This window comes from Corynebacterium sp. MSK195 (genome assembly GCF_030228885.1).
GTDB lineage: Bacteria > Actinomycetota > Actinomycetes > Mycobacteriales > Mycobacteriaceae > Corynebacterium.
The window spans coordinates 52,420-77,309 of the sequence record NZ_JASPGT010000003.1; the positions used below are offsets into that span (position 1 = coordinate 52,420).

17 protein-coding genes and 3 tRNA genes are annotated in these 24,890 nt (G+C 57.9%); 7 read left to right on the forward strand and 13 right to left on the reverse strand.

Features of this window, described 5'->3' with window-relative positions; all coding sequences use genetic code 11:
* Positions 1-5 precede the first annotated feature (5 nt).
* The 4 genes from QP909_RS03830 to QP909_RS03845 are packed head-to-tail and all read right to left on the reverse strand — an operon-like array spanning position 6 to position 5,171.
* Positions 6-2,138, reverse strand: a complete 2,133-nt coding sequence (locus QP909_RS03830; RefSeq protein WP_284766207.1) for an ATP-dependent DNA helicase RecG — start codon at positions 2,136-2,138, stop codon at positions 6-8.
* 2 nt (positions 2,139-2,140) lie between these two features.
* Positions 2,141-3,484: a DAK2 domain-containing protein gene (locus QP909_RS03835; RefSeq protein WP_284766208.1), complete on the reverse strand. Its 1,344-nt coding sequence runs from the start codon at positions 3,482-3,484 to the stop codon at positions 2,141-2,143.
* 10 nt (positions 3,485-3,494) lie between these two features.
* Entirely contained in the window at positions 3,495-4,133 is a 639-nt protein-coding gene (locus QP909_RS03840; protein WP_284766209.1) for a uracil-DNA glycosylase, read from the reverse strand.
* On the reverse strand, positions 4,134-5,171 hold the full coding sequence (locus QP909_RS03845) for a thiamine-phosphate kinase (protein WP_284766210.1): 1,038 nt from the start codon (positions 5,169-5,171) through the stop codon (positions 4,134-4,136). It abuts the gene before it with no gap.
* On the opposite strand from QP909_RS03845, the gene QP909_RS03850 reads away from it, so the two are divergent.
* Positions 5,119-6,018, forward strand: a complete 900-nt coding sequence (locus QP909_RS03850; RefSeq protein ID WP_284766211.1) for a DUF3515 domain-containing protein — start codon at positions 5,119-5,121, stop codon at positions 6,016-6,018. The two genes, QP909_RS03845 and QP909_RS03850, sit on opposite strands and share 53 nt — an antisense overlap.
* Before the next feature lie 13 nt (positions 6,019-6,031).
* Here QP909_RS03850 and QP909_RS03855 read toward each other — a convergent pair whose 3' ends face one another.
* Positions 6,032-7,093 (reverse strand): D-alanine--D-alanine ligase family protein, encoded by a 1,062-nt coding sequence (locus QP909_RS03855; protein ID WP_284766212.1) that lies wholly within the window; start codon positions 7,091-7,093, stop codon positions 6,032-6,034.
* A 22-nt stretch (positions 7,094-7,115) separates the two neighbouring features.
* A complete protein-coding gene (locus QP909_RS03860) occupies positions 7,116-8,114 on the reverse strand; it encodes an NAD(P)H-dependent glycerol-3-phosphate dehydrogenase (protein WP_284766213.1) in 999 nt (332 codons plus the stop codon).
* A 161-nt stretch (positions 8,115-8,275) separates the two neighbouring features.
* On the opposite strand from QP909_RS03860, the gene QP909_RS03865 reads away from it, so the two are divergent.
* Positions 8,276-9,274: an NUDIX hydrolase gene (locus QP909_RS03865; RefSeq protein WP_284766214.1), complete on the forward strand. Its 999-nt coding sequence runs from the start codon at positions 8,276-8,278 to the stop codon at positions 9,272-9,274.
* 104 nt (positions 9,275-9,378) lie between these two features.
* Here the strand turns inward: QP909_RS03865 and QP909_RS03870 are convergent, their stop codons facing one another.
* The 3 genes from QP909_RS03870 to leuC all read right to left on the reverse strand — a co-directional run bounded on the left by QP909_RS03870 (position 9,379) and on the right by leuC (position 12,525).
* Positions 9,379-10,290 carry a hypothetical protein gene (locus QP909_RS03870; RefSeq protein ID WP_284766215.1) on the reverse strand — a complete coding sequence of 304 codons (912 nt, stop codon included), beginning with the start codon at positions 10,288-10,290 and terminating at the stop codon, positions 9,379-9,381.
* A 201-nt stretch (positions 10,291-10,491) separates the two neighbouring features.
* Positions 10,492-11,082: a 3-isopropylmalate dehydratase small subunit gene (leuD, locus tag QP909_RS03875; RefSeq protein ID WP_284766216.1), complete on the reverse strand. Its 591-nt coding sequence runs from the start codon at positions 11,080-11,082 to the stop codon at positions 10,492-10,494.
* A 21-nt stretch (positions 11,083-11,103) separates the two neighbouring features.
* A complete protein-coding gene (gene leuC, locus QP909_RS03880; RefSeq protein WP_284766217.1) occupies positions 11,104-12,525 on the reverse strand; it encodes a 3-isopropylmalate dehydratase large subunit in 1,422 nt (473 codons plus the stop codon).
* Positions 12,526-12,577: 52 nt separating this feature from the next.
* Between leuC and QP909_RS03885 the strand changes: the two genes are divergently transcribed.
* The 4 genes from QP909_RS03885 to QP909_RS03900 all read left to right on the forward strand — a co-directional run bounded on the left by QP909_RS03885 (position 12,578) and on the right by QP909_RS03900 (position 18,815).
* Positions 12,578-13,261: an IclR family transcriptional regulator gene (locus QP909_RS03885; protein WP_284766218.1), complete on the forward strand. Its 684-nt coding sequence runs from the start codon at positions 12,578-12,580 to the stop codon at positions 13,259-13,261.
* 182 nt (positions 13,262-13,443) lie between these two features.
* Positions 13,444-13,737: a hypothetical protein gene (locus tag QP909_RS03890; RefSeq protein WP_225747034.1), complete on the forward strand. Its 294-nt coding sequence runs from the start codon at positions 13,444-13,446 to the stop codon at positions 13,735-13,737.
* 215 nt (positions 13,738-13,952) lie between these two features.
* Complete coding sequence (locus tag QP909_RS03895) at positions 13,953-16,604, forward strand: YhgE/Pip family protein (protein WP_284766219.1); 2,652 nt, start codon at positions 13,953-13,955, stop codon at positions 16,602-16,604.
* 3 nt (positions 16,605-16,607) lie between these two features.
* On the forward strand, positions 16,608-18,815 hold the full coding sequence (locus QP909_RS03900; RefSeq protein WP_284766220.1) for a YhgE/Pip domain-containing protein: 2,208 nt from the start codon (positions 16,608-16,610) through the stop codon (positions 18,813-18,815).
* A gap of 759 nt (positions 18,816-19,574) precedes the next feature.
* Here QP909_RS03900 and QP909_RS03905 read toward each other — a convergent pair.
* The 4 genes from QP909_RS03905 to gltX form a co-directional block, all read right to left on the reverse strand.
* Positions 19,575-19,650: transfer RNA gene (locus tag QP909_RS03905), tRNA-Glu, on the reverse strand.
* 654 nt (positions 19,651-20,304) lie between these two features.
* Positions 20,305-20,377, reverse strand: a tRNA-Glu gene (locus QP909_RS03910).
* Between the two features lie 39 nt (positions 20,378-20,416).
* Positions 20,417-20,488, reverse strand: a tRNA-Gln gene (locus QP909_RS03915).
* Between the two features lie 240 nt (positions 20,489-20,728).
* Positions 20,729-22,222: a glutamate--tRNA ligase gene (gltX, locus tag QP909_RS03920; RefSeq protein WP_284766386.1), complete on the reverse strand. Its 1,494-nt coding sequence runs from the start codon at positions 22,220-22,222 to the stop codon at positions 20,729-20,731.
* A gap of 232 nt (positions 22,223-22,454) precedes the next feature.
* On the opposite strand from gltX, the gene QP909_RS03925 reads away from it, so the two are divergent.
* Positions 22,455-24,833 (forward strand): choice-of-anchor M domain-containing protein, encoded by a 2,379-nt coding sequence (locus QP909_RS03925; RefSeq protein ID WP_284766221.1) that lies wholly within the window; start codon positions 22,455-22,457, stop codon positions 24,831-24,833.
* Positions 24,834-24,890: the final 57 nt, after the last annotated feature.

Sequence of the window (24,890 nt, forward strand, 5' to 3'; positions counted from 1 at the left end):
CCCTCTTAGTTCTTCTCCAAGTATTCCTGTTCGCTTTCGCTCAAATTGCGTGTGAGTTCCTCAGCCAACTCGGGATTGCGCATCACCATGGCGCGCGCATCCGCATGGGTGCGCTCCACAATGTCTTGGTCATCCGCCAAGTTCAGTAGCCGCAGTGTGCGATGTGTTCCGGACTGCATGGTGCCCAAGATGTCGCCTTCTTGGCGCTGGCGCAAATCAAGCTCGGCCAGTTCAAAACCCGAGGAAGTTTGGGCGATCTGAGTGATACGACGGAAGGATGGAGTGTTATCGGCTGCCGTTGTGTGCAGAAGACAAATGGAGGCATTGCCGCCTCGTCCCACGCGCCCGCGCAACTGGTGCAACTGGGAAACGCCGAAATGCTCGGACTCGCGGATGAGCATCACCGTGGCATTGGGAACATCCACACCTACCTCGATGACCGTAGTAGAGACCAAGATATCGATCTCTCCCCTAGCAAATGACGTCATTACCTCATCTTTATTGGGCATCTTTCCATGCAAGATGGCTACGCGCAGTCCCTTAAACGGTCCGTTTTCCAGCTGCTGCGCAAGCTCTAGCACTCCGCCTTTGCCTTCAATGCGCGGGCAAACGATATAGGCCTGATGGCCGTGGGCAACCTCCTCGCGTATCCGCTCGAGTGCGCGTAGCACCCAGGTAGGCCGCCACTCGGCCACCACCGCTGACTGAATAGGTTTTCGGCCACCGGGCAGCTCGGCCAGCGTTGATACGGCGAGGTCGCCAAAAACGGTCATCGCAATGGTGCGCGGAATCGGTGTTGCTGTCATCACCAGTACGTGGGGGCTGAGGCCTTCACGTGCCTTTAACCGCAGGCTATCGCGCTGCTCTACACCGAACCGGTGTTGCTCATCTACGACGACCAATCCCAGGTTAAAGAACTCCACGGTGTCTTGGATAATCGCATGGGTTCCAATGATGATGTCCGCGTCACCGGAGACAATATCCAATAAAGCCTGCCGCTTGTCCGCCGTACGCATGGAGCCGGTCAGGAGTACCACCTTGACCCCTTCGGGAACCGAGGTTCCAATGGAGGCAGCGTGTTGGGAAGCAAGTACTTCCGTAGGCGCCAACAGTGCGGCCTGCGTTCCTGCGTCGACAGCCTGCAACATAGCGCAGGTAGCCACCATGGTTTTGCCCGAGCCGACCTCGCCTTGCAGCAATCTCATCATGGGCAGCGGACGAGCAAGATCGTCTTCGATCTCGCTAATGACGCGACGCTGCCCTTCGGTCAGGTCAAAGGGCAGATGGCTCAGCAGTTCCTCGCGATAGCCACCTAAGGTAGCCGGCATGGTAGAAGCAGTCCGGGCTTCGGCATCTCGCTGGCGCAATGCCATCACCAGACCAATAGACAGAGCCTCGTTGTACTTCAGCCGCTGAATCGCACGGTAGGGGCCTGCTTCCCCTGGCTCATGGATTTCCCGCACTGCCTTGTCGAGGCTGATAATCATCCGATAATCCAGCGGTTCCGCGATCGGCGGGGTCTTAGATAGGACGTAGTGGATGGCGCCCATGATGTACCACGAGGTCACCTTGGACGTGGCTGGGTACACCGGTATCCATTCACGTTCCAAGAGGAGCTGGTCGAGCCTGCCAAACTGCGACAGGTTCCGCAGCGAGCCGGTGGCTTTTGGGCGGTGCTTCTTGCCAGACCCAGCCGCTGACTGCCGGTAATCATCCAGTTCGCCATCGGGGCGGCCGAACGCATCGATCTCTACAAAGTCCGGCTGCTGCAACTGCGGCTGGTTGCGAAAGAACTTAAGCTTGCCGCTCATCATGACGCGCTGTCCGCGGTGCAACATCCGCATCACGTAGTTGGCATTGAAAAAAGTCGCAACGATGCTGCCATCGAGCTGCACATTGATGATGGTGGTCTTGCCCGAGTCATGGCGGGTGAATCCGGTAATGGTTCCGGTAACCGTGACGATATCGCCCTCAGCAGCATCTCCTAGGCCGACGTCTTTGTTGTGGCGGATATAGTCTCGCGGATAGTGAGCTAAGAGCTCGCCGCAGGTTTCATAACCCAGTGCTTTGGTAATCTTCGCGGCGTCCTTCGCCGCAAGCACCTCTGTCAAAGGGCGGTTGTCCTGCCAGCCGAGCATTGCTATTCCACTCCGATTTCTGTTGCGATATCCGGTACCTTCAGTGCCATAACATCCACGCGAAGTTGTTGCGCCAAATCCTCCTGGTCTAGGTCAAGGGCGCTTAGGACCGTGACCTGCTCACCGCCTTCTGCTAAGAGATCGCGGCAAGTGGCAATGATTGATTGCGGGGTTTCCTGGCTCGGGTAAGCCACTCGCATGGACTTGGCAGCATCACGCATGGCGGCGACGACGGCACCAGTATCTGGGTTATCCGGTTCATAGACGGAGATCGCGGCTAAGGCTGCAGCCAGGGATTCCGCGGGCACTACTCGCCCAGCAGCGGTCTGCGAACTCACGCCGGTAGCAAGAACGATGTCCTCGTGTTCCGCCGCAATGGGATCATCCGGTGGCACAACGCTCACCCCCGCAGATGCCAGAAGGTCAGTGATGGGCCCGGCTGGTGCGGCGGCAAACACTCTACGAGCAATCGGCTCTCCGGAGGCAGCTTCGGTGTGAGGAGGCAGGACCTCAAGGTGCAGGTTGGTTACTTCTCCTCTACCAAAGGCGGTTTCAATGACCTTGCCGGCCTGCCGGGAGTGGATATGTACATTAGCGCTGTCCTCGGTGGCTCGAGCGATAACGAGGCTATCTCCCAACGGTTCAATTGCTACCTGCAGCGTGTCTAAATCTCCGTCGAAGAAAAAGACCACTTCCAGTTCAGTTTCCGGCTCCGGTTCGGGCAGGCCTGTGTGCCCGGTCGAGCCTTCGATCTCAGCAAGGAGAGACTCTAAAAGGATAACGAGGCCAGCGCCGCCGGCATCCACCACTCCTGCCTCGCGCAGGGCTGGCAATTGCGAAGGAGTGCGCTCGAGGGCCGTTTCCGCGGCAGTGATTGCGGCGCTGACAATACTGTGCAAGGTTGCGCCTGACTGCGCTTCAGCGTTGTCGGCGGCCTCAGCTGCTGCCTTCAGAACCGTAATAACTGTGCCTTCCACCGGCTGGGCGATGGCTCGGTCCACCAGCTCCACGGCCTGCTGCAGGGAGCGGGCAAAAACGTCGCCATCGATAACTGAGTCCACAGTTGACTCGGCAACGCCGCGCAAAACCTGGGACAGCACCATTCCCGAGTTCCCGCGGGCACCACGCACCGCCCCGAGCGCAAGGGAGTCGGCGACATCGCCGCCATTGTCCAGCTCCGCAACCGCCGCCTCCATGGTGTGCGCCATATTCGAGCCCGTATCGGAATCCGGTACAGGAAAGACATTAAGCGCGTTGATCTCATCGCGACGATGGGCTAATTCCCCCACGGCGCGGGTGGCCCAATTGCGCATTCCGTGGGAATCCAGCGTGCTGGGGTAGGACATGCGCAATAGTTTACAAGCGCCAGTCTATTTCCTGTGCGCCTTGGTCCCGCAAAAGGGCGTTTGCCCGGGAAAAGGGCTGAGAACCAAAGAAACCGCGGCTGGCAGATAGCGGCGAGGGATGTGGGGACTTGATACAAGGGACGTCTGGAAGAAAGCGCTCACACGCTTGCGCATCCCGGCCCCAGAGAATCGCGACCATGGGGCTGCGGTTGAGCGCGCGAATAGCAGCCTCGGTAATCTCTTCCCAGCCGATGCGGCGGTGCGATCCAGCCTGGCCTGGCGCTACCGTAAGCACTCTGTTGAGCAACAGCACTCCCTGATCCGCCCAGGCGCTCAGGTCACCATCCTCCCGGCCGTTGATACCCAGATCATCGTGCAGCTCGCGGTAAATATTAACCAAGGAACGCGGCGGTTTCACACCTGGGCGGGTGGAAAAGGCCATACCCATGGCGTGTCCTGGGGTGGGATAAGGGTCTTGGCCCACGATGAGCACGCGGACCTTATCCAGCGGCATGCGCAACGCGCGGCAGACGTCCTCAGCCGGGGGCAAATAGTCCTGCCCCTCAAGAGCGTGGGAGATCCGTGGCCATTGCTCTTCTACTACCGGCGCCAGCACCGGTTCCCAGGAAGGGTGGTAGGTGGGGTGCATTTAAAAGCTCAGCCAGCCTTTCTGATAGCTCGGTGTGGTGCCTCCCAGCGTAACCCCGCAGCCGCGGGTTACGGTGCCAATCTTTCGGAATCCCGAGGGCGCGTCCTTTGCGGTCGTGCCGATGAGGGTGTGGTCTTCGCCGCCGCTGAGTACCCATTCCCAGGGATCGCAGCCGAGTAGATCCGCGGCCTGGCACAGCAATTCTTCCGGTTGCAAGGCCTGCGGATCCAAGTCCATGTGCACACAGGAGTGCTCGGCCATCGTCGTGCAGTCTTGAATCAGACCGTCTGAGTTATCGGTCATTGCGGTCACCCCCGCGGCACGGGCAATGACGCCGCGGCCGGGGTTGAGCCAGGGGGCACAGTGGGCGTCGATAAGCGGCTGCAGGTGCTCATGCCCTGCAGGAAGGTTCCGGCCAAAGCGCTCCAACAAGGCCAAGCCGGCGGCCGAGTGGCCGATCTTGCCGTGCGCTACTACCTGCTGGCCTGCCCGCGCCCCGTCCAAGGTCAAGGCAGGAAGGCTGCCACCGAGGAAGCCTACGGCCGTGATATTGATGACCAAGAGATCGGACTTCGTAAGGTCGCCGCCTACCAACTCGGCGTTATAGAAAGAGCTATGCTCCGCGATTCCCTCGGCAATGCCGCGCACGAAGGGCACCGGGGTATCGCCTGGCGCGGCGATTGCAAGGAGGGCGGCAACCGGGCGGGCACCCATAGCTTCCACATCGGCAAAATTGCGCAAGATGGCCTTCTTGCCAATCTCGCGCGGGGTAGACCACTCGCGCAGGAAGTGACGTCCCTCCACCATCAAATCGGTAGCCGCCACGGTGCGGGAATTCGGCGGCGCACTGGGCAGAACCGCGGCATCGTCTCCATTGAGCCCACTGGAGGCCACGGAGGTAATTTCCCGGATAGCGGCGCGTTCTCCCACATCTGCGAGAGTCTGAGTTAAGTTCACCAGCTTCCTTTCGATACTATGAGCCCTTATGACATCCCAATTTAACCGCACCGCGATCTTCATTTCACTTGGGTTGTCCATAGTGATGGTTCTGGCGGTCCTTTTCGGCGCAAAATACGTATTCAATAACGTCGCCAAAGCACCCGTGGCGGTCTCCCCCGTGGAGTCTAAGGAGGCAGACTCGCAAGCATGCCGCAGCTTTATCGACGCCCTTCCAGAACAGGTCATGGATAAGCAACGTGCAGATATTGCCGAACCCGTGCCTTCCGGTGTCGCAGCTTGGGCCGCTACTTCAGACGATAAGGTCACCGTGCGCTGTGGCGTGGATATGCCTTTCCAGTACACCGAGTACTCCCAGACCCAGGACGTGGAGGGCGAACAGTGGTTCCAGGTGCGCGATGCCACCCCTGGCTCCAACCTCACCACCTGGTATGCGCCGCAGCGCTTCCCCATCGTCGCGGTCACTGCCTCCGCTGATGCAGAGCCGGGCGAGCTGAACGACGCCCTTTCGTCCCTCGAGAAAAAGCCAGCCACCGCGCACGAGGCGCCACTCAAGGCACTCAAGCCGGGCGATGCCCAGATGTGCGCCGAGGTGGACAAGGCCCTGCCCGATTCGGTGGCTGAGGGCTACCGGCGCCGCGAGGTTGAGGATAAGAATACCTATGTTTGGAGCGCCGAAGGCCGCGAAGACATCGTTGCGCGATGCGGCGTAGCCAAGCCGGAGAACTATCGCCCCGGCGTCAAGCTCCAGCAGGTTAACGATATTCCGTGGTTCGAGGACACCACCTTGGCCCATGGCACGACCGCAGGCACGTGGTTTGCCCTCGGTCGCGAGGACTACCTTGCGCTACACGCCCCACAAGATGCTGCGCAGGCGGCACTGGTGGAAATCGGCGATGTGCTCGCAGAGCACACGGCCGAAAAGTAGGCGGCGCTTGGGTCTACTTGGCTAGGGCCTGCTCGATAAGCGCCTCGAGCAGCGCTGGGTACTCGACGCCCGAGGCCGCGAGCACCTGCGGGTACATGGAGATCGGGGTAAAGCCCGGCAGGGTATTGATCTCGTTGATGTACACGGAGTCCTCGGTGACGAAGAAGTCGACTCGGGACAGCCCCTCACAGTTGAGGGCCTCGAAGGCGCGGATTGCCATGCCTCGTAATTTCTCGGTTAGCTCAGGTGCGAACGGCGCCGGGATTTCGGCGGTAACCACATTGTCGAGGTATTTGGTGTCGAAGCCATAAAAGCCCTCGTCCGAGTCATCGATACCGGCGAGCAAGGCCGGGACGGAGGCCAGCAAGGTGCCATCGGCATAGTGAAGTACGCCGATTTCTACCTCTTGGCCAACGATTTCCGGCTCCACCAGGATCTTTTCGTCATCCTCTAGCGCCAAGTCGACGGCTGCGGGGAATTCCTCCCAAGTAGAGACCTTGGATACGCCAATGGAGGATCCACCGCGTGCGGGTTTTACAAAGACGGGCAGGCCTAGTCGCTGCTTGTCGTCCTCGCTTAGCTCGGTGCGGCCTTTGAGGATGACCTCGGGCGCTACTGGCAGGTCTGCGGCCGCCAGCACCTTCTTGGTAAATTCCTTATCCATGCCCACCGAGGAAGCCAAGACCCCTGGGCCTACATAGGGCAAGCCGGAAAGCTCAAAGAGCCCTTGGACCGTGCCGTCCTCACCAAAGGGGCCATGCAGAATGGGAAATACCACGTCGACCTCTGCGAAGAGCGTGCCGTCGGTGACGTTGTGGAACTGTCCCCTGGCATTGGGATCAAGAGAAAGGGTCAGTTCCGCACCTGGGCTGACCTCCGGCATGACACCATCGACAATTTCTAAACCCTCAGTGGTGCCGGGCGTCCACGTGCCCTCACGGGTAATGCCGATGGGCACCACCTCGAATTTCTCTGGGTCCAGGTGGTTCATGATCGCGCCTGCGGATACGCAGGATACGGAGTGCTCAGTGCTACGGCCGCCATAGATAACGGCCACGCGGGTCTTTTCAGTCATGCCCGCAGATTTTACCCTCGACCTACTCCGACTTCTTGGACCGACCCATCAAAGCGATGATCATATCTTCCACCGCCATACCCTCGTAGCACACGCCATAAACCGCGTGCGTGATAGGCATCTCAACTCCGGCCTGCTGGGCGAGGCGATAGATGGAGTCACAGGAGTAGACGCCCTCCGCGACCTGGCCATTGGTCGCAGCCTTGGCCTCTTCAATCGTGCCGCCTTGGCCCAAGCGGTAGCCAAAGGTGCGGTTGCGCGAGAGTGTCGAGGTGCATGTTGCCACCAAGTCGCCCATGCCTGCGAGGCCGGAGAAAGTAAATGGATCCGCCCCCAACTCCACGCCCAGGCGAGTAATTTCCGCCAAACCGCGGGTGATGATGGTGGCCATGGTGTTATTGCCCAGCCCTTTGCCGGAGGCGATACCACAGGCTAAGGCGATGACATTTTTACAGGCGCCACCGATTTCAGCGCCGATGACATCGGTATTGGTATAGGGCCGCAGGTACGGCGCGGCGACCGCTGCTTGCACGCGCTGAGCGCGGTCTTCATCGGAGCAGGCAATCACCGTGGCGGCCACTTGGCCGGCAGCAATCTCCTTGGCCAGGTTCGGGCCAGACAGTACTGCCACGCGGTCTGCTGGCACGCCCGCCGCATCCATAATGACCTCGCTCATGCGCTTGAGCGTGGCGGTCTCTACGCCTTTCGAGATAGACACCAGGGTCGCGTCCTCTGGCAGGTGCGGCGCCCACTTTTCCACGTTGGCGCGCAAGGTTTGGGAGGGAACGCCGAACACGACGACGTCGGCAAGCGCCAGCGCTTCGACATCATCATGGGTGGCCCGCACCGCGGCCGGCAGCCGGGTATCCGGCAAATAGTCCGGATTGATGTGCGTCTCGTTGATGGCCTGCACCAATTCCGTGCGGCGCGCCCACAAGCGAACGTCATTTCCGGCGTCCGCAAAGACCTTGGCCAAGGTAGTGCCCCAAGAACCAGCACCCATCACGGCAATATTAACCATGGTGACTCCTCCAATCGTGCAAATCTATAACCTCAACCTTAAAGCATGCCTGTCCCCCGTGGGGCGAGGATGCACAACGCGCCTTACCCGTGGGATAATGGGCGCTTAGACGTTGTTTTCATAAACCCAATTTCTGTGGAAAGGTCCCGTGGAGGCAGACGATGCCCAATATTAAAAAGATGCACGAAACCGACAAGGATCAGCAGCACGAGGAATTTATTTCCGGCCGCCATCAGGAAATCCCGGTGGACCCCGCCAAAGAATTCCACCGCACTACCCTTGCTGCCGGCGCCGTGATCTGGCGCGGCTCCCCGCAGGACCCAGAAATCGCGCTCATCCACCGCCCCCATTACGATGATTGGTCCCTGCCCAAGGGCAAGGTTGATCCGGGCGAGTCCCTACCTACCACCGCAGCCCGGGAAATCCTGGAGGAAACCGGCTTTAACGTGCGTCTAGGCAAGCTCATCGGCAAGGTAACGTACCCAGTCCAGGGCCGCACTAAGGTGGTCTACTACTGGGTAGCCAAGTACCTGAGCGGAACCTATTCCGCCAATAGTGAAACCGATGAGCTACGGTGGCTGCCCATCGACGAGGCGCAGGACCTCCTGTCCTACGACGTTGATACCGCGGTAGTGGCCAAGGCGGCTAAGCGCCTACGCATCGCGCCCGCTACCCGCGTGCTCTATGTGCGCCACGCACGCGCGCATGACAGCGGTAGCTGGGAAGGCGATGACAACCTTCGCCCACTGGATAAAAAGGGCCGCCGCCAAGCAGAGATGCTGGTGCCAATGCTGAGTGCCTTCCACCCCACCGCCATTTACTCGGCCTTGCCCCAACGCTGCCAGCAGACTGCTGCCCCGCTTGCCGACGAACTAGGCAAGGACATTTCCATCAACAGAAACTTTGGTGACGAGGCTTGGGAGAACTACCCAGAAGCAGCCAAGAAAGCTTTCCGCCGCGTGGTCAACGAAGGCGGCGTTCCCGTCATCGTAAGCCAGGGCGCCACCATTCCCGGCATCATTGAGGATCTTGCCCCGAAGTTCCTCAAGAAGCCCGTGGACAAGCTGAAGTTTAAGAAGGCTTCTGTATGGGTCTTGTCCTTTAACAACGGCGAGCTGACCGGCGCCGATTACCTGGCTAGCCCACTGCCGGTGCGCTAGTTTCCTAGTTCCTCCCCGACCAACAATTAAGGCCCTGCCTTCCATCTCATGCGGCGGACGAGCAGGGCCTTACTTGCGCAACTATCGTGCGGCTGCGGGGTTTTCTAACCGCGCAAGCCGAGCGTGCGACGGACGAAGAGGACCAAAATGAGGGTGTTCAGTGCTGGGTACACAAACATGCCGACTAGGGTAAAGCTCAACACTGCGTACAGGACGACACTCAGGACGACTACCAAGATGGTCACTCCGACATTCTTCTTCGCTACCTCGATGGAAGCCCCAAAGGTCTCGCCAACGGATAGCTCAGGACGTACGGCCTTAACAGCCGGCATCCAAGTAAAGAAGAAGGCGGCGAAGAGTCCCGGAATAATCAGGAGAACGAAGCCCAGGGAAATAACCAGCCACGAAAGCACATTCACCGCCATGAGACCGGCGACATTTTTAAAGCTCAGAAAGTCCTTTATCTCCAGCATCCCGGTATCAACCTGTTTATTAGCAGCCTTGTACCAGGTGCTAATGGACCAAATAAACACTAGGAACATGGCGATAATAGCTAAGAACATTACCGCAATTAACCCACCAGTAAGTGCGGCATCGGAACCCGAGCCACTATTGGCTAGGGCATCAATGGATGTACCGCTGCCTGCTAGGACGAGGGTCAACAGCAAATAGAGAATGGAGACAATTACGATCTGCACCAGTGGACCGAAAATCCACTGCGCCCAACCGCGGCCGAAGTAGCGGAAGCTATCCGCGAGTACCTGAATGGCGTCTACGTCGCGCCCAAACAGGGAATCGTCTCCCGGATACGAGCTTCCGGCATATCCGGGTTGGCCGTATTGCTGCTGTCCATACTGTTGCTGGCCAAACTGCTGTTGACCAAAGTGCTGTTGGCCGTAGCCAGGCTGACCATTCGCATCGTGCCCATGAGAAGCAGACTCATTGCCGGCTCCGGGATACTCTGCCCCGTTGTTTCCTGAATTGAAGGCATCATTATTCGAATAGGGATTGCTCATAAGTCTAAAGCTAGGGGGATACTTTGTTGCAGGAAACTGGAGCAAGCAATTGTTACCTATACGTTACGGAGTTGTACCCCCACCTCTACCCCAAGGCGGAAGCTTGAGGTTCACGTATGAACGCACGGCGCCCCTACAGCCGCTTCGCGTAGCAGGACTGTAGGGGCGCTGCTGACCCACCGATTTCAAGCGGTTTTTCTGTTATTGAGCGTGAACAGCGGGCTTGAAACTGGGGCGGCGCGATTCGTATGCAGCGATTGCATCTTCATTCCGGAGGGTAATGCCGATGTCATCCAGCCCTTCCATCAACCGCCAACGGGTGTAGTCATCAATATCGAAACGGTAAGTATTTTCTTCTACCGTGACCGTTCGAGCCTCCAGGTCCACGGTGACCTGAGTTTCTCCAGATTCGAGCTGCTTCCAGATGAGCTCGATATCTTCTTGCTCCATCAACCCAGTAAGCAGTCCAGACTTTCCAGCGTTACCGCGGAAAATATCTGCAAAGCGGGAAGAAAACACGGCGCGGAAGCCGTATTCACTCAACGCCCACACTGCGTGCTCCCGGGAGGAGCCGGTGCCAAAATCACTACCCGCAAAAAGCACCGAGCCATCCTTGAATTGCGCCTGGTTGAGCACAAAATTGTCATCGGAGCGCCAATTAGAAAATAGGCCTTCTGAAAAGCCGGTACGCTTGACAGACTTCAAGTAGCGCGCGGGGATGATCTGATCAGTATCCACATTGGAAGCGCGCAGGGGCACGCCCGTTCCCGTATGGGTAATAAATTTCTCCATTGTCAATGCCTTTCTAAGCGCTTAATCCAGGTCTGCAGGGCTAGACAGGTAGCCGGTCACGGCAGTTGCGGCAGCCACCTGCGGGGAGACAAGGTGCGTGCGCCCACCAGGACCTTGACGGCCCTCGAAGTTGCGGTTGGAGGTGGAGGCGGATCGCTCGCCCGGAGCCAATTGATCTGGGTTCATGCCCAAACACATCGAGCAACCGGCGGTACGCCACTCCGCACCGAACTGTCGGAAGACCTCGTCGAGGCCTTCCTCCTCCGCTAGGGCTTTGACCACGGCGGAGGACGGCACGACCATCATCCGCGTATCGGCAGCGATGGTGCGTCCCTTCACCACGTCGGCCGCAGCACGCAGGTCTTCGATGCGGGCATTGGTACAGGACCCGACGAAGACGGTATCGATCTTGATATCACGCAGTGGAGTACCTGGCTGCAGGCCCATATACTGCAAGGCCTTTTCCACAGTGGCCTTTTCATTATCGTCACCACAGTCTTCCGGATCTGGGACCTTCTCCCCTAACGGAAGGCCCTGCCCAGGATTGGTTCCCCAGGTAACAAATGGGGTCAGCGAGGAGCCATCAATTTCCACGACGGTATCGAATTCTGCGCCTTCGTCCGTGGGAAGCGTCTTCCAATACTCCACTGCAGCATCCCAGGCTGCTCCTGTGGGAGCGAACTCCCGCCCCTTGACATACTCGAAAGTCGTCTCATCGGGAGCGACCATGCCGGCGCGGGCTCCTGCCTCAATAGACATATTGCAGATGGTCATGCGCGCTTCCATGGACATCTTGCGAATGGCCTCACCGCGGTATTCAATGATGTGACCTTGCCCGCCACCGGTACCGATTTTGGCGATAATGGCCAAGATGAGGTCCTTGGCAGATACCCCCTCTTGCAGCTCGCCGGTCACCTCAATAGCCATGGTTTTAAATGGTTTCAAAGAAAGCGTCTGCGTGGCCATGACATGTTCTACCTCAGAGGTGCCAATACCCATGGCGATAGAACCAAAGGCGCCGTGCGTGGAGGTATGCGAGTCACCACACACGATTGTCATGCCCGGCTGGGTGATTCCCAGCTGCGGGCCAACCGTGTGCACAATTCCTTGCTGTGCATCACCCATAGAGTGCAAGCGCACTCCAAATTCCTCGCAGTTCTTGCGCAGGGTCGATACCTGGGTGCGTGAAACCTCATCCTTGATTTCCAAGAGGTTTCCGGTCTTGATGCCTTGCGTGGGAACGTTATGGTCTTCGGTGGCCAAGTGCAGCTCAGGGTGACGCAACGTGCGGCCGGCCAGCCGCAGGCCATCAAATGCCTGCGGACTGGTAACTTCATGTAGTAGCTGAAAGTCAATAAAGATGAGGTCTGGCGCCCCAGCATCGCCGTGTTGGACGACGTGATCGCGCCACACTTTTTCTGCCAATGTCAGCTTCTGGTTCATAAACATCTCTCCACACTTGAAATCTCATAAGTTGGGACGTAGATTTCATTGTATGGGAGAGTATAGCGCAGTTTCCGGAATTAAGGTGTTGGATCGAGCAATGGCCATTATGATGGCCGCCGCCAACCGCCCCTCCACCCTCAATGAATTATGCGAAACCACGGGGCTACCTCGGGCGACGGCACATAGATTGGCCACCGCGCTCGAGGCACACCGCATCCTCGTTCGCACCCCCGATGGAAAGTGGAAGGCCGGCCCTGCCCTTCCCGGCAACCGCGATCACCTCCTCGAGGCAGCGGGACCAATCATGGAGAAACTGCGCGAACACACCGGAGAATCCATCCAGCTCTACGAGGTCACTGGAAATACCCGCACCTGCATTGCCACTAAGGAGCCGGAATCCGGCCTCCACAACGTCGTGCCAGTCGGGCGCCAGCTACCGCTTAGCTCCGGCTCTGCCGCACGCATCATTGCCGCATATGTAGACATCAATATCGAAGATGCCTCGTTTACCCAAGAAGACATTGAGGCGGCCAGAAACCAAGGTTATTCCGAGTCTATTGAGGAACGCGAAGCCGGCTTAGCCTCCATCTCCGCGCCGGTTTTCGATGGTTCCGGCACCCTCCTCGCAGTATTGTCGATTTCCGGATCTACCGAGCGCTTCCAACCTTCCCCGGCCCAGAAATACGCCGACATTCTCACTTCCGCCGCACGCGAATTGAGCAATCTCCTTTAAGGCCTTCCCTAGCTTTACGACGCCCGCCTCCACCTAGCCCCAAGGAGGCGGGCCGATTTATTTCCCAAACCAGAAAAATAAGAGAAACACGCTCGCGCCTATTGAAACCGAAATGAAAATGCGGTTTAATGAAAACACACTGAAAACAACGGGGCTTCCCCCACCAGAGAGGATCAGACATCATGACCCACACCACCCACGAAGACCATGCCCACACCCATGGCGCCGATTGCGGCCACGTTTCCTTCCCACACGGCGACCACACCGACTACCTCCACGAGGGCCACATTCACCGTGAGCATGATGGCCACTGGGACGAGTGCGAGACGACTGAGCACGTTGAAGCCGAGGCGCACGGCGACCACACCCATGGTGAAGGCTGCGGCCACGTAGCGATCCCGCACGGCGACCACGTGGACTACCTGCACGACGGCCACCGCCACGCCGCACACGGCGATCACTACGACGAACACTAAACGCCTATCGGGGCCCAGCCCCACGTGCTTGCCGCCTAGGCCCCTTGAACTGTGGGGCTAGGCGGCCTTTCTATCCCCACGACTACTGTTGAAATCGTCCCCGAAATTCACACCAGAAACATATCTGCAAGCTCGACAGGACGCGCTCTCTCGTTTCTGTTAAAACTGACAGTCAGACTATTAGTTCTTTCCGTTTGGGTGCTACGGTTCTTCGAGTGATTACTAGTTGGAAGATTTTTCTCCAAGATTTTGTCCGCTTGTGGCGGACCCCGCAGGTCTGGGTGATCCTCATTGGTTTGATGATCACCCCAGCCCTGTATTCCTGGGTAAACATCTCCGGTTTCTGGGACCCATACGGAAACACAGAACACCTCAAGGTCGCCGTAGTTAATGAGGACAAAGGCGCATCCTCGGAGATGACCGGCCACTTAGACGTTGGCGGGCAGATGATTGACAAGCTGCATGACAATGACAAGCTGGGCTGGCAGTTCATGGACCGCCAGGAAGCCGAAGACGCCGTCAAGAAGGGTGACGTCTTCGCCTCGGTGATTGTCCCCGAGGACTTCTCGGCCGATTTCGTTAGCCTTTTTAAAGGTACCTATTCTCAGCCCACGCTGGAATATCACGTCAATGAGAAGCTCAACGCCATTGCACCAAAGATTACTGATACTGGCGCTTCTACCCTAGACACCACTATTAGCTCTACCTTCAATGAGCAGGTAGCGGATTCGGTGGCTACGGAGCTAAAGAACTCCGGTGGCGATTTGAGCCAGAAGATTAACAGTACCGCAAGCAAGACCGCGGATTCTTTTTCTGAAACCGCAGATACGGTAGCTAACTCCCGCAGCCAGCTTGCTGACGTGCATTCCACCATCGAAGACGCGCGTCCTACCATCGCGCAAGCCCGCGAGTCTTTGGGCACGGTGCAAAAGACCGTCGACGATGCGCAGACCGCCTTGGATGAGCTGAACTCTATAACCGCAGAGGTCCAGCGGGAAGTCACTTCTTTCTCGGACGATGCCACAGCTGCCTATGTAGAAGGCACGACCGCCATGGCGGACGGCACCGCCTCCGCCAATGCCACCGTGGGCTCAGTCTCCGGCAAGCTGCGCGGCGCACTCAATCGCGTAGGTGCCGCATCTGCGGGCGCGTCAGGAATTGTCGGTGAAGCTGACCGGGCAATCGATCAGCTCGATAAGCTTGCGTCTTCACCGGCCCTGCCCCCACAGGTTTCCCAACAGATTAAGGATCAGGTAGGAGACCTCCGCGAACGCAATGACCAAAATAAGGCCGTTCTCGGTGACTTAGATACTCTCAACGGCGATACGAACGACACCATCGATTCGCTCAATAAGACCACGGGCATGTTGGAAAAGATGGCCGCCCAAACGCGCGATGATTCCCACGCGCTGCGCGATAATGTGGCCGAAGGCCTGCCCAAACTCAATGCTGCGCTTTCCGACGTCACCGCTACCACCGGCAAGCTTTCCGCCTCACTCGAAAGCCAGCAGGCACTGGTAGGGCAAACCGATGGGCTCTTAGGCGGCGTCGACGAGCAGCTAAGCCAGGCCCAGCAAGTAGTCGAGCGCTTTTCTGTGGACCTCGACGGCATTGAGGAGGGGCTTCGTGCCTCCCGCAGCGACGTGATTGCGTTGAGCAATACCGCCAATAGCAATTCCATCCTGCAGTCCGTCAAGGGCCTCAACACCGATGAGGTGTCTTCCTTCCTTGCCTCCCCTGCAGAGATGGAAAGCCACGCCGTATTCCCTGTAAAGCATTACGGTTCCGGCATGTCCTCGCTCTTTATCAACCTCACGCTGTGGATCGGCGCGTTCATGCTCCTCATCATCTTCCGCGCTGAGGTAGATCCGCAGGGCCGCAAGAACCTCACTATTACCAAGGCTTACCTTGCCCGGTTCCTTTTGCTTTCCTTCTTTGCCATTGCACAGGCACTCATCGTGTCCATCGGCAACCTAGCCATTGGAGTTGAACATGCCAATGCATTCGCCTACGTCGCAACCGCAGTCATCGTGGGCCTGTGCTACCTGAGCATTACCTATAGCTTGGTTTCTACGTTTGGACACGTAGGCCGCGGCATCGCAGTGGTCTTCGCCTTCATCCAGATTCCGGGCGCATCCGGTCTCTACCCCATTGAAATGACGCCGGACTTCTTCCGCGCGGTACATCCCTTCCTGCCCTTTACCTACGGCATCGATGCCATGCGCGAGACCGTCGGTGGATTCTACGGTAACCACTATGCACGCGACCTTGCCGCGCTCATCGGCATGGCCGCGATCGCTTACCTCATCGGTACGGTGTTGCGCCGCGGCCTGTCCAACGTGAACATGCTGGTCAACGACGAACTGCATAAGGGAGGTCTCGTTATCAATGAGCAGGTCCATCTGGTCGGCAGCCGGTACCGCTTCACCGACCTTCTCTATGCCTTGAATGACCGCGAGGCGTACCAACAAAGCTTGGAGGATAAGTGGAGCATGGCCCGCAGGAATTACTCCCAGCTGATGAAGATCACGGTTGCGGTAGGCCTAGCATTGATTGTCGCCTTGGGCATCTACTCACGTATTAACCCTGAAGAAAAGGCCATCATCTTCGGCCTGGCCTGCCTGGTTACACTCATTGCGGTGGGCGTTATCTGCTCCCTTGAGTACGTCAAACAGAGCATCGCGCATGATACCCGCCTGGCGGATCTCAGCGATGAGGAAATCCAGGAGCACATCGAGCACCAACAGGAACACCCAAACCGCTACCTCCTAGAGGACTTAGACGAGGAATCCACACCTTCTAATACCAGCGAGACCAAGGAAATGCCCGCCGTTGATGGCGATGACACCGGAAAGGGAGGCGAGTAAGTCATGAAGAACATTCTGACCATTCTCCGCGATGACCTCCACGCCATTCGCACCAATGTGATGACCGCCGTCATCATCTTTGGCCTTGCCATCATCCCGTTGCTTTTCACGTCCTTCAACGTGCTGGCTAGTTGGGATCCCTTTGCTAATACCAACCAGCTAAAGATTGCTGTGGCCAGCGAGGATGAAGGCCACGAAAGCGACCTCGCCTCCCTGAAGCTTAATCTGGGCGATGAGGTGCTCTCACAGCTCAGCCGCAATCACGATATTGATTGGGTCATCACTGATAGCGCCGATGCGGTTGAAGGAACAAAGTCTGGCGAATACTATGCCGGCATTGTCCTACCCAAAGACTTCAGCGCGGATCTCCTCACGTTCTATGTAGAAGGAACCGAGCCAAGCAAGCTCAACCTCTATACCAACGAGAAGAAGAACGCGCTGTCTACCACCATCACGCAAAAGAGCGCGGACGGCGTCATCCAGAAAATTGACGAGTCTTTCACCCGAGTGGTATCCAATGTCGGCCTTGGCGTCGTCTCGGATCTTGATCAATACCTCAATGAGGACGATACCCAGACTGCACTCAATAACCTGCACAATCGCGTCAACAACGTCAGCACCCGCCTCGATGCTGCAGCTGGCACCGTAGGTGCACTAAGCAATCTGGTCGACTCCACCCTGCCGCTTACGCAGGCAGCGGACAATATTCTCGCCGAGGCTGGCCGCCAGGCTACGGAGACAGACAATGACCAAGGCGAAAACCCCATCGACGTTCTGCGCTCTACTCTCAATGACTCGGCTGGTTCGCTCGACGCTTCCTTGGCGGCTACAACGCAAAGCTACGATGCGCTCTCTGCCCAGGTCGATGAGTTGCTCAATAATGCAAGCAACACCAGCGCACAAACGGCGCAGACCTACCGCACCGCTGCTGAGCGGGTGGATGAGCAAACTCAGGCCTTTGAGGGAGTTCGCGCCTCCATCAAGGACCAAGCCGATAAGGTAGCTCTACCAGCTCCGGTCGCGGGTGGATATAAGGCGATGATGGGCCAGCTTGATGCCTCCATTGCGCAAAGCAAGGCACTGCATGATTCGCTGGTATCTACCGCCGATGACCTTGAGCAAGGCCGTGGCACGTCCCAAGACTCCCGACAGCGCACTAAGGATGCCATCGCTAATGCCAAGCAGGCTGCTGAAAAGGCACGCAATTCCTATAACGAGAACCTCAAACCGCAGCTAGATCAGCTCAACCAAAGCGTCTCGGTGGTCGCGGACGATATTGATGCTGTCAAGCAGGACATCGCAGGCATTCGCTCTTCGGTTTCCCAGGATGACGGGTCGGCACAGCAAAGCCTGGCGCGCGCCCGCGATACCACCGCCGGCCTTGCCGGCACCCTGCGGGAGCAAAGCGGCCGTTTTGCGGACATGGGCCGCAAGATCGATGAGGTGCGCCGTGGCGGCGATTTGGACAAGTTAGCGGATATTGTCGGCAACGATCCAGAACTGCTCGCCTCCCGCATTGCCGCTCCCGTGGCTGTAGACCGCCAGCCGGTCTACCCTGTCGCTGCCTTTGGCGTGGGTATGACGCCGTTCTACCTCACCTTGTCACTATGGGTAGGCGCCCTTCTGGCATGCGTGCTGGTGCATACCAACGCCGAGCGTAAATACTTGCGCAAGGACGAAAACGGGAAGTACGACGAGAGCGAATTCACCCGTGGTCAAGCGTTCTTCGGTCGCTTTGCCACACTCGGCCTGGTCGGCCTCGCGCAGGCCACCTTGGTAGTCCTCAGCCTCATCTTCTTCGTCCAGATCGAGCCCGCCCACCCATTCATGCTCATGTTTGCCGCATGGATAGTCTCGCTGGTGTTTATGCTGATCATCTATTCACTCGTCATCACGCTCGATAGTGCCGGCAAGGCTTTGGCGGTGTTGTTGCTCGTGATACAAGTCTCTGGCTCCGGCGGCGCGTACCCGCTGCCTTTGCTGCCTGAATGGTTCCAAAACGTGAGCCCGTGGCTGCCAGCGACGTACGCCATTGATGCTTTCCGCAGCGCCATTGCGGGCATCTATCACGGCGATATTTGGCGCGAGTTGGGCATGCTACTGCTCTTTACCATCCCGGCACTCATCGTCGGCCTCATTCTCCGCCGCGCTATGGATGCCTACCACAAGCGCCTCCAGAAGGCGATTAAAAAGACGAAGGTCATGGCTTAGCCGCGCTGGGCGGCGTCTCCCCTTCCGCACTTCTTACACCGCCCACCAAGCCCTTTTTTCACGGCTTGGTGGGCTTCTTTCATGCCTTGGGACAAAAGCTCACACTCCGAAGTCACTGTAGTGTGTGAGAGAGCCGTGTGCGCTTCAGTTAAGGAGGATGTGGTGATTGCTCTGGCCCTAACGATTGCTGCCGTGCTCGGCTTAAGCGTGGTCGCAAATACCGCCGATACTGCGTCCATAGGATTCGTCCTCACTGCAACTCTCCTATCACTGGGACTAGCTCCCTTTGTGGGCGATTCCTTAGAGCGCTACATCCCAGCTGCAGCATGGCATCGTGTCTCCCTCTCACCTACCGCATACCGCCGGTTGGGAGCTCCCTTATATAATTCCGTGCTCTCGGCCTCAGGCTGGAATCGGCTCATCTACGACATGCGGGCGCGCGACCGTTCTATAGCATCCGGAAACACTTCTAAGCGACCGCTACGAGCATCAGCAGTAGGTCATACTTGGGGGCTTCTACTCCACGGTGCCACAGCAGGGTGGGCCGCTGCATCCGGAGATTGGCAGGTGCCCTTAGCGCTCGTAGCCATAGGGGTGTTGGTACATCTCTACCCAATTTTGATTCAGTTCTATGTTCTGACCGCTAGGCGAAATTCCTAGCCTGCGGTTTCGAACTGGCTCTACATAACGCCAGACCGAACACCATGCCTGAGGCAGGCAAAGAAAAAGCTGCGAACCAAGTGGCTCGCAGCTTTCCGTTGGTACCCCGTACGGGATTTGAACCCGTGTTACCGGCGTGAGAGGCCGGCGTCCTAGGCCGCTAGACGAACGGGGCGCGTTCGCAGCAATCGCACGCTGTGCGTTGCGGACTTGTTAAGAGTAAACGATGGGTTAATTCAGCACAAATCGCGCGGTCAACGACGGTTTTGAGGGCAGGCGAAGGAAAACGCAAAAATTCCCGAGTCCGGTACTGCAGTGAGGGTTCTTCGTGGCCGAGGTGCGGGTCGAATCAGTGGTTATTCCGCAAGCAATCTGTGGATAGTCCGTGGCCGAGAACGCTGTGCTAGTAGGACTCGGGATGGCGCTGTGCGTCGAAGAGCATATGCAGCAGGCTCCTATACTTCGTACAAACGTTGGTGGGAAGGAAGTTGTGGATTATAGCGTTACTACCTGGCTACGCTTTCGGGCTGTGCGCCTTGGCTGTGGTGCGTTTCGCTTTCTGTCACCCGCTCTCCTTTCTGTTTGTTTTCTGCTGTACTTGCAGTTTATGCCTGCACGTGCAGGACAGGAAGGGTTTTGCACAACTTCGCGGTGGTCTTAACCCTGGTTCCATTGGCAGGACGCGGCTAACTGCACGGACGAGTCCAATGGTCTGGGGGTAGGTTATAACCAGTTTTATTTGCCCCGTGGTCGCACCCCACGCTGGCGCTAGAAAAAGACATTTCCCCGGATATGAAAAATCCTCCAACCTAAAGGTTGGAGGTCTTTGTACCCCGTACGGGATTTGAACCCGTGTTACCGGCGTGAGAGGCCGGCGTCCTAGGCCGCTAGACGAACGGGGCATAGAACTAGTGAGCCTGCCGTTTAATGCATTTTCACTGCTGGCCTACCAGGACTCGAACCTAGAATGGCGGTACCAGAAACCGCTGTGTTGCCAATTACACCATAGGCCATTTGCTAACTTGCGCTGGAAGCTTACTGCCTTCCGGCTTCGCTCCCTTGCTCGCTGCAACGTGTAATAACTATAATGATCAACGCGTAAACTGCCAAATCGCCAGCACACACGCCATTTTCAGGCCAGTAGAGTGGTTAATAAAAAGGCGGCGAATGACAGCGCTGTAGTTCAGCTGCCATTCGCCGCATCGAAGATGCGGGATTAGATATCTATCGCCGCCTTACGGAAGGTGCTCCTCCTACTGTGTCGCCGGCACGTAGGGAGTCACTTCACGGGCCGCACGAAGGCGGGCCAGGGTGGACTCCTTACCCAGCAGCTCCATGGACTCAAAGAGCGGTGGGGAAACCTGGGCGCCGGAAATAGCTACGCGCAGTGCGCCGTAGGCCTTACGGGGCTTCAGTTCGAGGTCTTCAATAAGGGCCTTGGATAGTGCCGCCTCAATGTTCTCGGTCTTCCACTCCGCAATGCCCTCGAGGGTCTCAATACCCACCTCGAGCGGCTGAATGGCCTCTTCCTTGAGGTTCTTCTTCGCTGCCTTCTCATCGAGTTTTAGGTCGGCATCCGGGGTCACCAAAAAGCTCATGAGGCCATAGGCATCAGACAGAGTCTTGATGCGGGTTTGGACAAGGTCTGCGGCGAAGGCGAACTTCTCGCCGTCATAGTCGGCCGGGAAATCCGTGTATTCGGTTAAGTAGTTACGCAGACGGAAGGCGAATTCTTCTGGGTCCAGCTGGCGGATGTGGTCCGCATTGATGGCCTCGAGCTTCTTCTGGTCAAAGCGTGCGGGGTTACCCAACACGTCGTGGACGTCGAAGTTTTCTACCAAGTCATCCATGCTGAAGATGTCCTGGTCCGCGGACAGCGACCAGCCCAGCAGGGACAGGTAATTGAGCATGCCCTCCGGGATGATGCCGTTATCGCGGTGATTAAAAAGGTTGGACTGCGGGTCGCGCTTAGACAGCTTCTTATTGCCCTCGCCCATCACAAAGGGCAGGTGGCCAAACTCTGGGGTGAACTCGGCAACGCCGATCTTCTTCAGGGCATCGTAAAGCGCGAGCTGACGCGGAGTAGAAGAAAGCAGGTCCTCACCACGCAACACGTGGGTGATGCGCATCAGGGCGTCATCAACCGGGTTAACCAGGGTGTAGAGGGGCGCACCATTGGAGCGAGCCACCACATAGTCCGGCTGGGTCTCAGACTTGAAGGTCATCTCGCCGCGCACCAGGTCAGTCCAGGTCCAATCCCGCTCCGGCATGCGCAGGCGCCAGACCGGCTTGCGGCCCTCAGCCTCGAAAGCGTCGATCTGCTCTTGGGTGAGATCACGGTCGAAGTTGTCATAGCCTAGCTTCGGATCACGGCCAGCAGCCTTGTGGCGCTCCTCCACCTCTTCAGCGGTGGAGAATGCCGGGTAGACAAATCCGCCGTCGATAAGCTTGTCTAGGACCTCTTTGTAGATGTCCATGCGCTGGGACTGACGGTACGGCTCGTGCGGGCCGCCAACATTGATGCCTTCATCCCAGCCCAAGCCGAGCCAGGTCAGGGAATCAATAATGGCTTGGTAGGACTCCTCAGAGTCACGGGCGGCATCGGTGTCTTCAATGCGGAATACCAGCTTGCCGCCGGTATGGCGGGCGTAGGCCCAGTTGAACAGCGCGGTGCGCACCATGCCTACGTGCGGCGTACCGGTTGGGGATGGACAGAATCTAACGCGTACTTCAGTCATGCCAACCATCGTAGTGGAGCCGCCGATTCCAGTCCGCACCAGCCCAAGCGCCCCTGAATCCTGCCCGGCGCGCAGCGGCTTGCAGTCTATTCCTACACGCAAATTGGGGTAATTGGAAACGGGTTTCACTACAAAGCCACTGGTCGGTGAAATCGGTTTCCATTACGGCTAGCAGGTTATGGGATTCATTTTCTATAGTTTCTGGTGAACTTGTGAGAACTGTAGAAAGGCCTTCCCAACTGTGGCTTCCCCACGCACCCGTTTCCTTGCCACGCTGAGCACTTTGGCACTTATCACTCCCGCCACGGCTGTCGCAGGCCCCGATGATGGCAAGCACATCGCTACCAATACCCACGTTGACTCCCCCAAGTCCTTCTGGGAGAACAACGATTTCGTCCTGAAGTCCGAGTTTGGCGGTCAAGAGCCCCCGATTGCAGACACTGTTGCCTGGGTGGGCAGGGGCTACAGCGCTATGGACGGCCGCAATCAGTACCTCTATACGCTTCCGGCAAACGGGACCCAAGACTACATTGGGGCCCCTGGCACGACTTACTACACAGCGCCGCACCAAGTATCCGGTAATACTTCGCCCATTTGGCTGGGCTTTGGCGCAGATGCTTCCCTGCCCACTGACAAATTTCGGGATGACGTAGCCTTCCTTGACTTGCTCAGCGTCGATGGCCCCGGCGAGGTGGAGCTTTTTACCAATAAAGATGATGAGGACGGCACCCAGCTGCACCGCATGCTCGGGTCCTTCCCGGATTCGCCGCACTCTGCCTACATTGTTGCCGGCACACATACGCACAACTCCACTCTGTTTACCAAGCCAGGACGATACCGCCTGACCTACCGCACCAGTGCGCGCGGAAAGGATGGCCAGCTCATAGCCAATGAGCCACAGACCACCACCATCCAAGTTGGCGGGCAAAAGCCCAAAGAGGAAAAAACGCCGAGCCTTAAGGAGCGCTTCGCACAGTCCGCAGCTGGCGACGCCGCTGCTGCTGGCTACAGCCTGCGCATGGCCCCCAAGTCCAATCCCGAAAAAGACGGCGACGACAAGCTCACCACCATTTCCTTCGACGCCAAGAACAAGGCACAAGGCACCCTCACGCTGCTTATCGACGGCTACTTCCTCACCGACCTCCCCGTTAAGGACGGGCATGCTCAGTGGGATGAATATATGGGCCCCGACCCGTCCCAGGTACAGGCCGTCTTTACCCCTGAGGGCGATTCCCCACGCTGGATATCCCAGCCCCTTGACTTCCAACCCGGCAAATCCAGCCACACCGATTCTTCTGCCGCCGCTGATACGTGGCAGGAAACCTCCCAGCCGCGCCAGCTGGCCCCCACCGAGGAAACCGAGCTAAAAGAGCTGGGCTACACCATCCGCATGCGCAAGCAGGGCAAGGGCGGTACCAAGATCGTGGTCGATACCGAGGATAAGAACTTCAACGGCCTTCTCACCGGCGGTCTTTATGATGCCAAGGATTCCAAGTACCCCACCGTGGATCTTGAAACCCCCATTACCAATGGCCACGGCGAGGTTGCCTTTGACGAGGGCGAATACTTCACCGGCTCTTATGCCAAGGTGAACCTCTTTCCACATTCCACTGTGAAGGCCGGGCATGCAAGCAGCGTGATTACCGAGTCCTTTGCCTTCGGCGAAAATTACGAAACCACGGGGCGGTTCTCCACTTCCAACGAAGAACCTGACACGACTCCCGGCAAGGAAGACTCACCTTCGCAAGCGCCGCAGCCAGGCGCAGATGAAGCGGAAGCCGACACGCACCAGTGCAGCGAGAAATACCTACTGGACCGTGGGCACGTTGACATCAAGGCTCAGCCTGCCGAAGGCGGCTTTACTACCGTTCTGCGCGATGACACGGCACAGGTGGATAAGAAGTCCGTCGACCGCAAACTTGATGACGTGGTGCTCGGCGTACACGATAATGCGCTCACCCGGCGCAACGACAAGCTTGCGGGCAAGGAGTTCGATTTCCTCGGAAAACCCGGTGAGCGCTTCTATCACCTGCCGCAGACCCAGAATCAACACATTATCTGGCCGGGTTATAACACTCAGGACCTGGATTATTCCGCGACCAAAGACAATGCCGTCAACCTCAACCTGAAGCCCACCTCCACCCCAGACGGGGCCGAGTGGGGCGCCTTTATCGACGCCTCCCATGGCAAGGGCTTTTCGGTCTTGGCGAACTCCGCAGCCGAGGACTACACCATCGAGACCAACTTTCCGGCCCACACCCACACACACTGGGCCTTTTCCAAGCCTGGCCTCTATACCTTCGAGGCCACCTATACGGCCACGGGGAAGGACGGCAAGGAACTTAAGTCCGAGCCGCAAACTCTGACCTTTGCCGTGGGCGATAAAACCCTAGATTCTTGTTCCTCCCGCAGGCCGAGCGAGTCCGAGGGCGAGACCCCCAGCGAGAGGCCGACCGAGAAGCCGGACGATGCCGCTAAGCCCGAAGAGCCAACGGGATCCTCGTGGAGCCCGTGGAGCTTAGTCCTCCCAGCAGTCCTCGTGGTGGTCTTCAAGGCCTTCTATAACTTCTTCCGCGATAACGAAGACCTCATCCGCCGGCGCTTCGGCCTCAAGTTCTAACCCACCCCAACCCAACTGACTAGACGGGACACCACAATGCATCAATCCCACACTTCC